This window comes from Terribacillus sp. FSL K6-0262 (assembly GCF_037977385.1).
In the GTDB taxonomy this organism is placed as follows: domain Bacteria; phylum Bacillota; class Bacilli; order Bacillales; family Amphibacillaceae; genus Terribacillus.
The window spans coordinates 14,160-28,577 of sequence record NZ_CP150277.1; the positions used below are offsets into that span (position 1 = coordinate 14,160).

Genomic DNA, 14,418 nt, shown 5'->3' on the forward strand with positions numbered 1-14,418 from the left:
AAATTCTGCTTTAAGTTCAAGGTAAAACCGTCTCCCCCATCAGCTGGAGATCGACTTGTTTGGCCACATCTCTTCCTTCGTTGATCGCCCAGACGATCAGACTCTGTCCGCGGCGGGCATCACCGGCAGCAAATACGTTCTCGACATTCGTGCGATAGTCTCCGTATGCTGCTTCGACCCGTTTATTCGGTGTTACATTGACGCCGAATTCAGTCAGAAGCGGCGTTTCGGTACCTTCAAAGCCGATGGCGATCAATACAAGCTCGGCAGGCCATACTTTTTCGGAGCCTTCGACTTCTTGGTAGACGAACATACCTTGCTCATTACGGACCTTCTGCATATCAATCGTATGCAATTCTTTCAGATTGCCTTGCTCATCCATGACGAATTTTGTGGTCTGGATGGAGTATTGGCGCGGGTCTTCCCCATAGACCGCCTTCGCTTCTTTATGTGCATATTCCAAACCGAATACATGCGGATATTCGGGCCATTGATTATCGGCACTGCGAGCCAGGGGCAGCTGTGGATGCTTGCCGAATTGGGTGACGCTTTTGGCTCCCTGGCGGACGGCGGTCGCGATACAATCGGCACCGGTATCCCCGCCGCCGATGACGATGACATCTTTACCAGCCGCATCGAATTCAGGCTGAATCGTCCGTTTGTCATCCAGCAGCGCTTTTGTGGAAGCTGTCAAATAATCCATTGCGATGTGGATTCCCTTTGCTTCCCTTCCTTCGATGACAAGATCACGCTGCTTTTGGGCACCTGTACAAAGGATGACAGCGTCATACTGTTCCCGAAGCTCATCGGCACTGATGTCCTTGCCGATTTCCGTATTCAGGATGAAGTCGATTCCTTCCTGGCGCAGTAAATTGATCCGGCGCTCCACCACTGCTTTATCCAGCTTCATATTCGGAATGCCGTACATAAGCAAACCGCCAGCTCGATCGGCACGCTCGTAAACCGTTACGGAGTGGCCGGCTTGGTTCAGCTGATCGGCACTTGCAAGGCCCGCCGGACCAGAACCGACGATCGCCACTTTTTTGCCCGTCCGTTCCTGTGGGATGCGCGGCGTAATCCAGCCGTTCTCAAAGCCTTTATCGATGATTGCCCGCTCGATATTCTTGATGGCCACTGCCGGATCGCTGATTGCCACCGTACAGGAGCCCTCGCAAGGCGCAGGACAGACGCGCCCTGTGAATTCCGGGAAGTTATTTGTCAGCATCAATCTTTCCAATGCTTCTTTCCATTTACCCTTATACACAAGATCGTTCCACTCAGGGATCAGGTTGTAAATCGGACAGCCGGATGTGCTCCCGCCGATTTCCATACCGATATGGCAGAACGGTGTACCGCAATCCATACAGCGAGCCCCTTGTGTCTTCAGTGTAGCATCAGAGAAAGGAGCGGCGTATTCGTTCCAGTCCCCGGTGCGCGTTTTTGGATCGCGTTCCCTTGCTTCTTCTCTTTTGTAGTCGATAAAACCGGTTGCTTTCCCCATACTTCCACCTCTTTCTTAATGTACAGCTGCTGGCTTCTCGGATTCTTTCACTGGCTGCGGCTGCTGGTTCTTCCATACAAATGCTTCCATCACCGCTTCCTCCTGCGAAAGTCCAAGCTCACGCTGTGCATCGATTTGATGCATCATGCTGCGGTAATCGATCGGAATCACTTTGACAAAGTAAGCTAGTTCCGTTTCCCAGTTTTCCAGGATGAAGAGTGCCTTTTCGCTTTCTGTGTAGGCGGCATGCTTCTCTATCATAGTGCGAAGTTCCGCAATCTCTTCTTTATCCGTCAGCTGTTCAAAATCAACCATTTCCTTATTGCAAAGTTGTTTGAGTCCTTCATGGTCGCCTGTATGGATGTAGGCGATTCCGCCAGACATTCCGGCAGCGAAGTTCTTGCCGACTTCACCGAGTATGACAACCTTACCGCCAGTCATGTATTCACAGCCATGCTCGCCGATTCCTTCCACGACAGCTGTCGCACCGCTGTTCCGCACAGCGAACCGCTCACCAGCCTTGCCGTTGATATACGCTTCACCGGATGTGGCTCCATACAGCGCCACGTTGCCGGCGATCACTTGTTGAGCAGCGGATGCCCGGAATGCAGCCGGTTTTTTGACGATCAGTTTTGCACCGGATAAGCCTTTTCCGACATAGTCGTTGGCATCGCCTGTCACTTTCAAGGTCATCCCTTTTGGCGTGAAAGCGCCAAAGCTCTGACCTGCAGAACCATGGAAATGCAGATTCACGGAATCTTCCGGAAGGCCCGCTTCGGCAAATTTTTTGCTGATTTCACTGCCTGCAAGCGTACCGGCCACACGATTGATATTGCGGATCGGCATTTGCAGATTCACTTTTCCTTCGCCGTTGAGTGCCTTTTCCAGCTGCGGCAGTATATCTGTCGTATCCAACGCGATATCGATCTTATGGTTTTGCGGCGTACTGTAAGTCTTCGGTCCATCGATTTGATGAAGCAGTCTGCTCAAATCAAGCTGCCCTGCTTTCCAATGTGATTTTGCTCGTTCGGAAACCTCCAGCACATCTGTACGGCCGACCATCTCTTCCATTGTCCGGAAACCGAGTTCCGCCATGATTTCCCTTACTTCCTGCGCAATGAAGGTCATGAAGTTGACGACATGGTCTGGATCACCCATGAATTTCTTGCGCAGCTCCGGGTTTTGCGTCGCGATGCCGACTGGACATGTATCGATATGGCAGACACGCATCATGACACAGCCCAAGACTACCAATGGAGCCGTTGCAAAGCCATATTCCTCCGCACCAAGCAAAGCAGCCATGACGACATCGCGCCCAGTCATCAGCTTACCGTCGGTTTCCAAACGGACGCGGTCGCGCAAACCATTCAGCATAAGCGTTTGGTGTGCTTCCGCCAGCCCGATTTCCCATGGAAGACCAGCGTGCTTGATACTTGTTTTCGGAGATGCACCTGTACCACCGTCGTATCCACTGATGACGATGACATCAGCGCTCCCTTTTGCCACACCGGCAGCAATCGTACCGACGCCGCCTTTGGCAACCAATTTAACGCTGATCCGTGCATCTCTATTGGCATTTTTCAAATCGTGGATCAGCTGCGCCAAATCCTCGATACTGTATATATCATGGTGCGGCGGCGGAGAAATCAAGCCGACACCTGGAGTGGATTTCCGTACATCAGCAACCCATGGGTATACTTTCTTACCCGGCAGCTGTCCGCCTTCCCCTGGCTTTGCTCCTTGCGCCACTTTGATTTGCAGCTCATTCGCCTGTACCAGATAGGAACTCATGACACCGAAACGGCCGGAAGCAATCTGCTTGATGGCGCTGCGGCGGTAATCTCCATTTTCATCCATCGTATAACGTTTGGGATTTTCGCCGCCCTCGCCGCTGTTGCTCTTGCCGCCTAAGCGATTCATCGCGATCGCAAGAGCTTCATGGGCTTCTTCACTGATGGATCCAAAGGACATCGCCCCTGTTTTGAAGCGAGTCACGATGCTTTCCACCGATTCCACTTCATCAAGCGGAATCGCCTTCTTTTTCTTGAAATCGAATAGGTTGCGAAGGAATCCGAGCCGTTCCTGATCGGCAGCTTCGGTATACTCCTTGAATAAGTCATAGTCGTTTCGGCGGCACGCCCATTGCAGCGTATGGATCGTTTTGGGATTGAACGCATGATGTTCCCCGTTTTTCCGCCATTGGTACTCACTGCCGGTTTCCAGGGCTGCCGTCCTTGATTTATAGGCAGCTTGATGACGTTTTTTCGCCTCCAGGGCAATGGTGTCCAAATCAATTCCATCAATTTGGGACGTCGTACCAGTGAAATACTCGGAAATAACATGATGACTGATACCGACTGCCTCAAAGATTTGTGCCCCGCGGTAGCTTTGTACAGTGCTGATGCCCATTTTGGACATGACCTTGACGACGCCTTCGGTCAATGCGGCAGCATATTCCCTGATGGCCTCAGGATAAGTCAAGTCAATATCGCCATGATCGATTGCTTCCTTCACTGTTGCATACGCCAGATAAGGATGGATCGCATCTGCCCCATAGCCGAGCAGCGTCGCGACATGATGGACCTCCCGCACTTCCCCGGCTGAGGCGATCAAGCTGACCTTGGTCCGAAGACCTTTGCGGATGAGATGCTGATGCAGCCCGCTCACAGCAAGCAGAGCAGGAACCGGTACGTATATATCAGACATCAGGCGGTCAGTCAGCACAAGAACGCTGACGCCCTTCCTGATTGCTTCCTCTGCCTCCTGAAAAATGCGCTGCATGCTCTTCTGGAGGTTTTTCCCGAATAATGTATGGATCTCCTGCAGCTTGAAATCACCGCTTTTATCGGTTATCAGCTGTTCCAGCTGGTTATTCGTAATGACAGGTGATGCCAATTTGATCCGTCTGCAATTCGTTCCATCCGGATGCAGCAAATTGCCCTCTTTTCCAAGATAGGAAAGCGTGCTGGTAACGATCTGCTCCCTGTATGCATCAATCGGCGGGTTCGTCACCTGGGCGAACAGCTGCTTGAAATAATTGAACAGCGATTGCGGCCGGTCCGACAGCACAGAGAGCGGCGTGTCATTCCCCATCGCCCCGATCGGGTCTTTGCCCTCTGATACAAGCGGAACAAGATACTTCTTGACATCTTCATATGTGTAGCCGAATGCCTTTTGTTTGGTGACAAGGTCCTCGACAGCACTATCATCTGCAGCCGTCTGATCGCGGAGCTCCACGATATTATCATCCAGCCACTTTTGATACGGCTCTGCAGCAGCCATCTCCTGCTTGATTTCTTCGTCAGGAATCAAACGGCCTTGCTCCAAATCCAATAGCAGCATTTTGCCCGGGCTGAGCCGATCTTTAAGCAGGACATTCTCTTCCTCGACATCGATGACTCCCACTTCGGAGGAGAGGATGAGATGATCATCCTTCGTCACATAATAACGACCGGGACGCAAACCATTACGGTCGAGGATTGCGCCGATTTGTTTCCCATTCGTGAACGATATGGCTGTCGGACCGTCCCAAGGCTCCATCAATGTGCTATGATAAGCATAAAAAGCACGTTTTTCCTTATCCATATAGGGGTTCTTATCCCATGGTTCCGGAATCATCATCATGGCAGCATGAGCCGGTTTACGGCCCGCTAGCACGAAGAATTCAAAAGCATTATCCATGATGGAGGAATCACTTCCGTCCGTATCCAGAATCGGCAGGATCTTAGCTGCGTCCTTACCGAAAGTTTTGGTAACCAGCTGCTCCTGACGGGCGCGCATCCAATTGACATTCCCTTGCAGCGTATTGATTTCCCCATTATGGATGAGATAACGGTTCGGATGGGCCCGTTCCCAGCTTGGGAAGGTATTCGTACTGAAGCGGGAGTGCACAAGTGCAAATGCACTCTCAAACAGCGGATCCTGCAGATCCAGGTAGAACTGATCGACCTGCGCGGAGGTCAGCATCCCTTTGTAGACGATCGTCTCACTGGAAAAGCTCGCGAAATACAGATGCTGCTGCATTTCTTTTGCTTCGTTTTCCGCTTGCTTGCGGATCACGTACAGCTTCCGCTCAAACGGGAGGCCCTTTTCTGTCTGCTCCCCGATTCCCACGAACAGCTGGCGGACATAAGGCTTCACGTCCTTTGCCATGATGCCGATGTGCGTGTCATCGACAGGTACGGTGCGCCAGCCGATTACGTGCTGACCTTCCGCTTCCACAAGAGAGCTGATTTTGCTTTCCAATTCCTCCTGCTGGGAGTCCTGCGTGTTGAAGAAAATCATCGCCACGCCGTAAGCACCCGCTTCAGGTAAAGAAAATTCGGTCTTTTCGGAAAAATAACGGTGTGGAAGCTGCACCATGATCCCCGCTCCGTCCCCTGATGCAGGATCGCTCCCTTGACCGCCGCGGTGATCCAGCTGACGCAGCAGCTGCAATCCTTTTTGAACGATATAATGGGCTGCTTTCCCCTTCATATGCGCGTACAAGCCGATACCGCATGCATCGTGCTCGAATTCCGGTCGATAAAGGCCTTGTGCTTTTGGTAGAAAATGAAATGCCATTATTAATCCCTCACTCTCTGTCTCGAAACCGACATGTTGTCTTATAGTACATTGTAGGTTTTCTAATTGATCGAAACAATATATAATTTAGATAGAATCAATCTCATTTTGAGATAGAAAGGAGGAGTGCAGCATGGAATTACGTCAACTGCGCTATTTTATCGAGGTTGCCAAACGGGAGCATATGTCGGAAGCTGCAGAATATTTGCTTGTCGCTCAGTCCGCCATCAGTCGGCAAATCAGCAATTTGGAGGATGAATTGGGTGTGGACCTGTTCGAACGCGAGGGGAGAAATGTCAAGCTGACCAAAATAGGACGTACCTTCCTAACCCATATCGAAACAGCCATGCAGGCAATCGATTATGCAAAGAAGCAAATCGATGAGCATTTGGATCCGGAGCGCGGGTCGGTAAAGATCGGCTTCCCGACCAGCCTGGCCGGCCAGCTGCTGCCTACGGTCATTTACTCTTTCAAGGAGGCCTATCCGAATATCCAGTTTCAGCTGCGGCAAGGTACTTATCAATTCCTGATCGAACAAGTATCCCGGGGCGATATCGATATCGCATTTATCGGTCCCGTCCCGCGGGATCATGACCGCATCGATGGCGAAATCCTCTTTACCGAAAGCTTCTCTGCGCTCCTTCCTGTCGCACACAGGTTCGCTGAACGTGAGCAGCTGCAGCTGAAAGATTTACAAAAGGAGCAATTCGTCCTTTTCCCTGAAGGCTATAAATTGAGGCAGCTTGTGATGGATGGCTGCAAGAAGGCGGGTTTTGAACCGACTGTATCATCTGAAGGAGAAGATTTGGATGCAATCAAAGGGCTCGTTGCAGCCGGCATCGGCATCAGCATTTTGCCGGAAAGTACATTTTATGATGCCACCCCGCGGATGACAGCGAAAATTCCGATTACATTTCCGGAAGTGAGGAGATCTGTCGGCGTCATCATGCCCAAAGAGAGGCAAGTGGCACCATCGGAACAACTGTTTTACGATTTTGTCCGTGATTTCTTCTCCCGCTTGCAGCAATTCAGATAAAAAAAACGATTGTGCATGACGCACAATCGTTTTTAGTTTACGACGCTGTCAGCCGGGCTCAAAAGACGGCTCAGCTTTGTCAGTTCGAATTCTTCGAGCATCGCTTGCTTCTGTTTTTCATCCACTGCCCAAACAGCATCTTCAAGAGGACAGCTGATCGGAACCTCGCAATGGATTGCAGCAAGCTTTCTGCTCAAATGTAAATTGTCCAAATCCGACTCGATTTTCTTCCGTACACCATTAGGAAGCTCGGCGAGATTCTCCAGTATATTATCGATGGTTTCAAACTGAGTCAGCAGCTTGATGGCTGTCTTTTCACCGATGCCCTTGACGCCCGGGTAATTGTCGGAGCTATCCCCCATCAAGCCTTTCATATCGATGATTTGCGCCGGAGTCAGTCCCTTTTGTTCCAAAAAGGTGGCTTCCTGGAATACTTCATAGTTTCCCTCGCCTTTTCGCATGATGGCAACGTCCACATTCGGCTGGACAAGCTGCAGCATATCCTGGTCGCCGGTAAGTATCGTCACTTGATGCCCTTCAGTTGCATAAAGGCATGCCAATGTCCCGATGCAGTCGTCTGCTTCATAATTTTCCAGGCCGATGTTGGGGATACCATAACCAGCAGCAACCTGCTTGACCGCATCGAATTGCGGGATCAGTTCGACAGGCGGCGCCTCACGATTGCCTTTGTACGTATCCAGCATCTCGCTGCGGAATGTCTTCGAGCCCATATCCCAGCAAGCAGCCACATGCGTCGGTTCGAAATGATCAACTGCAGCAGCCAGATGACGGATAAAGCCATGCAGCCCATTGGTCGGCATCCCTTTTGAGTTGATCATAAAATAATTACGGTAAGCTGTGGCATGGAATGCGCGGAATAATATCGCCATGCCATCTATCAATAAGATGTGATTTTTCATAACCGTTTCATAGTCTCCTTCTTTTCTTTCATCCTTCTAGTTTATCATACTAGTACAACTTATATATATAGGGTAAAATAAGTCATATTACACCAGGAAGGAGCTAGGAAACTATGACAACAAACTTTGCCAAGGCAACATTCGCAGGAGGATGCTTCTGGTGTATGGTGAAGCCATTCGATCAATGGGATGGCGTGGAATCGGTCATCTCCGGCTACACTGGGGGCCATGTCGAGAATCCCACCTACGAGCAAGTGAAAACAGGGACGACAGGACACTATGAAGCTGTCGAAATCACGTATGATCCAGCGAAGATAACATATCAGCAAATACTGGACCTATATTGGCCGCAAATCGACCCCACCGATGCTGGCGGTCAGTTCCATGATCGCGGTGATCAGTACCGTACCGCTATCTTTTATCATGACGAGGTGCAGGAAGAGCTTGCGCAGTTCTCCAAAAAAGCACTTGAAGAAAGCGGCAAGTTCAAACAGCCGATCGTGACCGAGATCCTGCCGGCAGCTCCCTTCTATCCTGCCGAGGATTATCATCAAGACTTCTATAAGAAAGAAAAAGAAGCTTACGAAGAAGATCGTGCAAAATCCGGCCGGGATGAATTCATCGAAGAACACTGGAATAAATAAAGGAGCGATTTTTTCGCTCCTTGTTTCACACACTTCAGTTTACATAATATAATTATGGTCTACCGATTGTTTGATCAGTTCATATGATTTCCATTTTGCTTCCTTATCATGGATATTGGTTATGATCATGAACTCATCTGCTTGGTAGAGATCCTTCAGTCTTTCAAGCTCCTCTCTTACTTTCTCAGGTGTGCCGATGACACAGCGTTTGCGGTTTTGGCGGATGGTTTCTTTATCCGCTTCCGTCAGCTGACGTTTCTTGATAAGTTCCGGGGATGGAATCTGCGTATCACGTCCTTTGCCGACACTCAGAAGCCAATGATCCTGACTCTCCGCCAACGCTTCCGCCCGCTCTTGTGTTTCTGCACAAACAACAAAAATGCAAACAATCCCATATGGCTTCTCCATGGACACAGATGGACGAAACGCTTCCTTATATATAGGCATCGCATCGGGCTTAGCCGGGCTGATGAAGTGACCGAATACATAACCGATCCCCAGTTCCCCCGCCCGTCTGGCGCTTCCCTCCGATAAGCCAAGCACCCATAATGGCGCAGGATCTTTCACTCGCGGAGAAGCTTTCACCGAGCGATAAGGATGCTCACGCGGAAGTGTATTATGCAGAAAGCCTTGCAGCTCCCGCAGCTTTCTTGGAAATTCCCCCATGCCGCTATCGGCACCATCCGCCAAAGCACTCCTCGTCTGTTCATTGCCGCCTGGCGAACGGCCGACTCCCAAATCGACCCGTCCAGGAAATAATCCCGCCAAGGTATGAAAGGTTTCCGCTACCTTCAGCGGACTGTACTGCGGCAGCAATACCCCTCCTGTCCCGACCTTTATTGAATTCGTCGCACTGGCAATCCGCGTAGCCATTATTTCAGGGGCGACGCTGACCAATCCGTTTGTATTATGATGCTCTGCAAACCAATAACGCTCATAGCCTAGCCTTTCTGCATGCTGTGCAAGCTCTATCGCTTCTTGCAATGCCTCCTCCGGCGTCATTCCCCTTCTGATCGGTGCCTGATCCAATACGCTGAGCTTCATGCGCCCACCTCTTCCCTGCAACTAATTATCCATCTTATTGTAGGTAATGAAACGGGAAGCATACAAGGTATTCGCTCAGGAAATCCATGCAGAAGCATTTTTGATAGGCACATACATCTTTCCATTTGCATACTATTTTCAATTCCTAAAATAAACATCCCGTATAATCACAGAAATAAAACAAACCCTGAAATTCCCCAATCATATAGGAATTTCAGAGTCTGATATGTCATCTAATCCGTTTTATCCATGTGTTGCGACCAAATGCTGGAGAAACCCCTAATCAAAGTTTAATCTACATAACCATCTAGAAATTTACTCGCCTCACTATTAAACTTCCACATTACCCCAAATTTATCGACTAACATTCCAAAGCTTGCTGACCACGGCGTTGAGGATATCGGCATGATCACAGTACCACCCTCTGAAAGCCCTTCAAAGTATTGCTTATTCATTTCTGGATCAGCATCTATAATACTGATCAGGATGGTATTCCCATTTGTGATTTCGCCTGTCGCAGCTTGCATAAAAGGCGGAACATCAGAGATCATTAAAATATTCCCTGCAAACTCGATACGAGAATCCATAATCATATTTTGTTCCTCTTCCTTTATTGGAGCATTTGGATCTTGGCCAACATCACCAAACCTCGCCTTTTTAACACGAGTTGCTGCTAATGTCTTTTCATAAAAGGCCAACGCTTCTTCTGCTCTTCCATCGAATTGCAGATAAGTTATTGCTTTCATATTTTATTCCTCCTTTTCATATTTGAAGTATAATAGGGCATGGGCGACATATGTATGTCATATATCGGAGGGAAATATGAAAAAAATTGAGCGACTTATCTCGATAGTGATGATTTTGTTACAAAAGGAAGTCGTTTCAGCATCAGAATTCAGCCGACTTTTTCATGTGACAAAACGAACGATCCAACGTGATATGGAAACATTACATTATGCAAACATCCCTATTTACGCAGAATATGGTGCTGAAGGGGGATATGCGCTAATGGAAGAGTATAAATTCGATAAGCGATTACTGAATCACAAGGATATTGAAAATATACTTATAGCTTTAGGTGGCGTTGAGGGACTGATTACCGATCAGGGGATCCAAACGACTATTCAGAAAATCAAAGGAATGACCAGCGCAGATATTTCTCCAACACTTGATTTGACTTTCTACGATTGGCCGGGAAGAAGCCAAATCAACGAAGAAGTGCTATTTATCAGGCAAGCAATTGAGAAAAATTGGTTATTGAAATTTGAATATGTGGATCAAATGGGAAATAAAACGTACAGACTCGTAGAGCCCTATAAGTTACATTTCAGGGAGAGGAATTGGTATCTCTTTGGTTATAGTCTAGAACGGGAAGATTATCGGACATTCAAGATAACGAGGATATTACATATCCAAAAAGACGGTTTTTTTGTTCCAAGGACTGACCAGGAATTTCAACATAAAAAACAATATAATGAACAAAAAAATTTGGTTAATGTGCATCTATCGATAGATGTTGCTGTAAGGGATCAATTTATCGAAAGGTATGGGAAAGATGCCATGATAAAAGGAACTGCTGGTAGTTACCTTGCAGTGATTGAATTGCCTGAGCATCAATATGCCTATCAATTTTTAGCCGGATTCGGTAATAAAGTCAAGATCATCAAGCCAAAAGGTTTTATTGCGAAATATATAAAATTTTTGGAGGAAGCAGTGAAACTTTACAAATGAAGTGTTCGTAGATGGTCCATCCAAGATAGTGTACTTAATCGAACGGTGTAGGTGTATATTTACGAGAAATATTATAACTGTCCTTGATACATCTACCATATAATGATGATCTATTTGAATTCTTATTTCTCTAAATTTAAAGCTGGATATTACATTCCTTCCATTTGTTTAACATACCATAATTCCCTGTCCATCCTGAATGTATTATCCTTGTATTGAAAGGGGGAATTGAAATGAGAATATTTGATGCTCATTTTCACATTATTGACTTCGATTATCCTGTTATTGAGAATCAAGGATATACCCCACCCAGCTACGTTACAGAAGATTATCTAACAGAGACTGCTGATTTAAATGAAGCGATTGTATCTGGATCATTTCAAGGTTTTGATCAAGAATACTTACTGAAGGCACTTAAACAAATGGGAACAGCATTTTGTGGCGTTATACAGTTGCCTTATACAGTAACAGATGAAGAAATCTTAAAATTACATACCAATGGAGTAAGAGCATTACGATTTAATATTAAACGCGGCGGATCAGAGGATTTGTCAAAATTTGATTACTTTGCAAGAAGAGTGTACGATTTGGCCGGATGGCATAGCGAACTTTATATTGATGCGATACAGCTACCTGAGATAGCAGCAATCATCGAGAAACTACCTGCTATTTCAATCGATCATTTAGGATTGTCAGAAGAAGGGCTACCACATCTTTTAAGATTAGTAGATAAAGGCATACACGTAAAAGCCACAGGGTTTGGACGAGTTGAACTAAATATTGAAAACGCTTTAAAGTCTATATATAAAGTAAACCCGGATGCTCTATGTTCGGTACAGATTTACCATCAACAAGAGCCAAAAGGCCTTTTGAGCACAAAGACATTGAATTAGTTCAGAGTTTATTTGATGATCAAGCTACGGATAAGATTTTGTATACAAATGCTATGAAGTGGTATTTCAAATAATATTTTAAATGAGTTTTTCTATTGCCTCCCTCATTCCAAGGAAAGTTGAATTTTTAAGTTACTAAGATATAAGAAGGTGATCTTAATGAATTTGAATCAAATTATCTTTAGAGAGGCAAAAATTCAAGATCTTGACAGAATAGTGTATATGTTATCAGATGATATTCTAGGAAGTAAGAGAGAAGATTATAAACACCCCTTGCCTGATAGTTACATAAATGCATTTCAATCTATAAACTCTGACCCAAACAATGAACTGATAGTAGCCTGTTATGGCAGTGAGATTATCGGTGTTCAGCAGATTACGTTTACTCCGTTCATTACTTATCAGGGCGGATGGAGAGCTACAATTGAAGGTGTTCGCACTGCATCTATCGTACGTGGGAAGGGTGTAGGATCTGAATTGATTAAATGGGCAATTCACCGCGCAAAAAAACGTGGATGTCACTTAGTTCAATTGACTACAGATAAAAATAGACCCGAAGCACTTCATTTTTATGAAAAGTTAGGATTTAAGCCATCACACGAAGGTTTAAAGCTACACCTGTAACGCAAAAGCACTTCCCTTATGTATTTTTTTAGCAATGACGCTCCTACTCACATTAATAATCAAGTCAAGGAGTTATCTATTTCTTTTCTCAGTAGGTATCTACCAAAGCATTCAAGTCATCATTAACCATGACTGCATATTACAACCTTTTCCTTCACATATTGATGGATCGGCCGCCTGGATCCATTCAGATGGCTGTCTGGAATTTACAAGATATCATTCACAAACCACAACCTGCCTTGAGAATGATGCCTTGAGCCCCTTGTTGGCAACACAGCGGTCAATTATCACAAAACCCGCCTTCTTGATCATCTCATCCATATCTTCGATAGTCAGGATGACGACTTTATCGGCTATCCTTCGTGCTTGCTTAATAATGGTATATTGTTCCTCCGCAGTGGCACGAGCATACAAATTATAAGGCATGTCAATGATTGCCACATCATAATGACCTTCCTGCTCGGCTATGTCTTTTACAGCCACAGCGCCTTGGTAATTGAAATGCGCGATATTTTTCTGTGCACCCTTCACTACAAGTGGATTTCGATCGGCTCCGAGAATGGGAATACCCATCGAAAGGGCTTCCACGAGGACCGTGCCAATTCCGCAGCATGGATCGATCACGCGGATACCTGCTGGATCCGGAACGGCGATATTCACAACGGCTCTGGCCAAACGAGTGCTTAAGGCCGTCGAGTACTCATGTGGTTTCTTTGAATGTTTCAGCCACAGTGATTCGCTCGCTTGATACTTTCCAAAATACCAGCGTCCTTTAAAGGGAACGATTCCGAAGAGAAAATCCGGATTTTGCATTTTGGCCTTCCCTATAATATTCCATCCAACTTCCTTCTCAATAGCCCGCTGTTCGTCAAATTCTATCTTCCGTCCATCGGAAAGGTCATTAATTTTTATGTAAAGTACCTTGAAGGTTTTGTCATTTAGCTCCAACAGACGGACCTGCTGGGCAATCTCGACGATAGACGCTCCTGAATAGAGAATGGAAAGCCTGCCTTTTATGAATGGACTCCTGCTTGGATCGATTTCTTTCGTGCTTTTGATAATGTTGTCTGCTTCTTGTCCGAAGAGCATTCTTTGCTCCAATTTGCGAAGCGAGTATTCTTCCCTGCTTGTCGTATAAGTGTATAGATATTCCGCTGGTGCAATCACTGCAGTCGTCATGTATCTGCCTTTCTTTAACCGTGATTTCTTTTATAGATATCCATTATAACAGAACCTGTGCATTTGTCCCGCGGCGTATAAAACCACATAATGAAGAAATTGCCGCAGGACTTCCAAGTTTGTTCAGTCATGGAATCCCAGACAGGTCCGAAAAGGGAACAGACAGGTTGGGGAAGGGTTTATCTTAGAAGAGGCATGGAAATGAAAAGAGGGCCAGGCCTCCCAGCAGACCTGGCTTAGATTCTTGATAAGACAATTGACGGATCCTAGGATGGATATTTTG

The 14,418-nt window shown here is 46.7% G+C and carries 10 protein-coding genes and 1 pseudogene; 5 read left to right on the forward strand and 6 right to left on the reverse strand.

From position 1 onward, the window contains the following. Positions 1-16: 16 nt before the first annotated feature. The gene (gene gltD, locus MHI54_RS00080; protein WP_340082082.1) at positions 17-1,501 is read right to left on the reverse strand and encodes a glutamate synthase small subunit; all 1,485 of its coding nucleotides are present in this window, start codon (positions 1,499-1,501) and stop codon (positions 17-19) included. A gap of 15 nt (positions 1,502-1,516) precedes the next feature. Continuing rightward, positions 1,517-6,064 carry a glutamate synthase large subunit gene (gene gltB, locus MHI54_RS00085; RefSeq protein WP_340082083.1) on the reverse strand — a complete coding sequence of 1,516 codons (4,548 nt, stop codon included), beginning with the start codon at positions 6,062-6,064 and terminating at the stop codon, positions 1,517-1,519. 133 nt (positions 6,065-6,197) lie between these two features. Between gltB and MHI54_RS00090 the strand changes: the two genes are divergently transcribed. Beyond that, complete coding sequence (locus MHI54_RS00090) at positions 6,198-7,100, forward strand: LysR family transcriptional regulator (protein ID WP_095215162.1); 903 nt, start codon at positions 6,198-6,200, stop codon at positions 7,098-7,100. 32 nt (positions 7,101-7,132) lie between these two features. On the opposite strand, the gene MHI54_RS00095 is transcribed toward MHI54_RS00090, so the two are convergent. Beyond that, the gene (locus MHI54_RS00095; RefSeq protein ID WP_095215161.1) at positions 7,133-8,020 is read right to left on the reverse strand and encodes a 5'-3' exonuclease H3TH domain-containing protein; all 888 of its coding nucleotides are present in this window, start codon (positions 8,018-8,020) and stop codon (positions 7,133-7,135) included. Positions 8,021-8,133: 113 nt separating this feature from the next. Between MHI54_RS00095 and msrA the strand changes: the two genes are divergently transcribed. Continuing rightward, positions 8,134-8,664 (forward strand): peptide-methionine (S)-S-oxide reductase MsrA, encoded by a 531-nt coding sequence (msrA, locus tag MHI54_RS00100; protein ID WP_095215160.1) that lies wholly within the window; start codon positions 8,134-8,136, stop codon positions 8,662-8,664. 39 nt (positions 8,665-8,703) lie between these two features. Here msrA and MHI54_RS00105 read toward each other — a convergent pair whose 3' ends face one another. Both MHI54_RS00105 and MHI54_RS00110 read right to left on the reverse strand, forming a co-directional pair. Then, positions 8,704-9,708 carry an LLM class flavin-dependent oxidoreductase gene (locus tag MHI54_RS00105; RefSeq protein ID WP_095215159.1) on the reverse strand — a complete coding sequence of 335 codons (1,005 nt, stop codon included), beginning with the start codon at positions 9,706-9,708 and terminating at the stop codon, positions 8,704-8,706. A 290-nt stretch (positions 9,709-9,998) separates the two neighbouring features. After that, complete coding sequence (locus MHI54_RS00110; protein WP_340082084.1) at positions 9,999-10,454, reverse strand: VOC family protein; 456 nt, start codon at positions 10,452-10,454, stop codon at positions 9,999-10,001. Positions 10,455-10,530: 76 nt separating this feature from the next. Between MHI54_RS00110 and MHI54_RS00115 the strand changes: the two genes are divergently transcribed. The 3 genes and pseudogenes from MHI54_RS00115 to MHI54_RS00125 all read left to right on the forward strand — a co-directional run bounded on the left by MHI54_RS00115 (position 10,531) and on the right by MHI54_RS00125 (position 12,956). Further along, positions 10,531-11,439 (forward strand): YafY family protein, encoded by a 909-nt coding sequence (locus MHI54_RS00115; protein ID WP_340082085.1) that lies wholly within the window; start codon positions 10,531-10,533, stop codon positions 11,437-11,439. Between the two features lie 233 nt (positions 11,440-11,672). Next, positions 11,673-12,406 (forward strand): annotated as a pseudogene (locus MHI54_RS00120) (amidohydrolase family protein). 85 nt (positions 12,407-12,491) lie between these two features. Further along, positions 12,492-12,956, forward strand: coding sequence for a GNAT family N-acetyltransferase (locus tag MHI54_RS00125; protein WP_095216658.1), 465 nt, complete (start codon positions 12,492-12,494; stop codon positions 12,954-12,956). Positions 12,957-13,172: 216 nt separating this feature from the next. Here the strand turns inward: MHI54_RS00125 and MHI54_RS00130 are convergent, their stop codons facing one another. Continuing rightward, entirely contained in the window at positions 13,173-14,135 is a 963-nt protein-coding gene (locus MHI54_RS00130) for an RsmD family RNA methyltransferase (protein WP_095216657.1), read from the reverse strand. Positions 14,136-14,418: the final 283 nt, after the last annotated feature.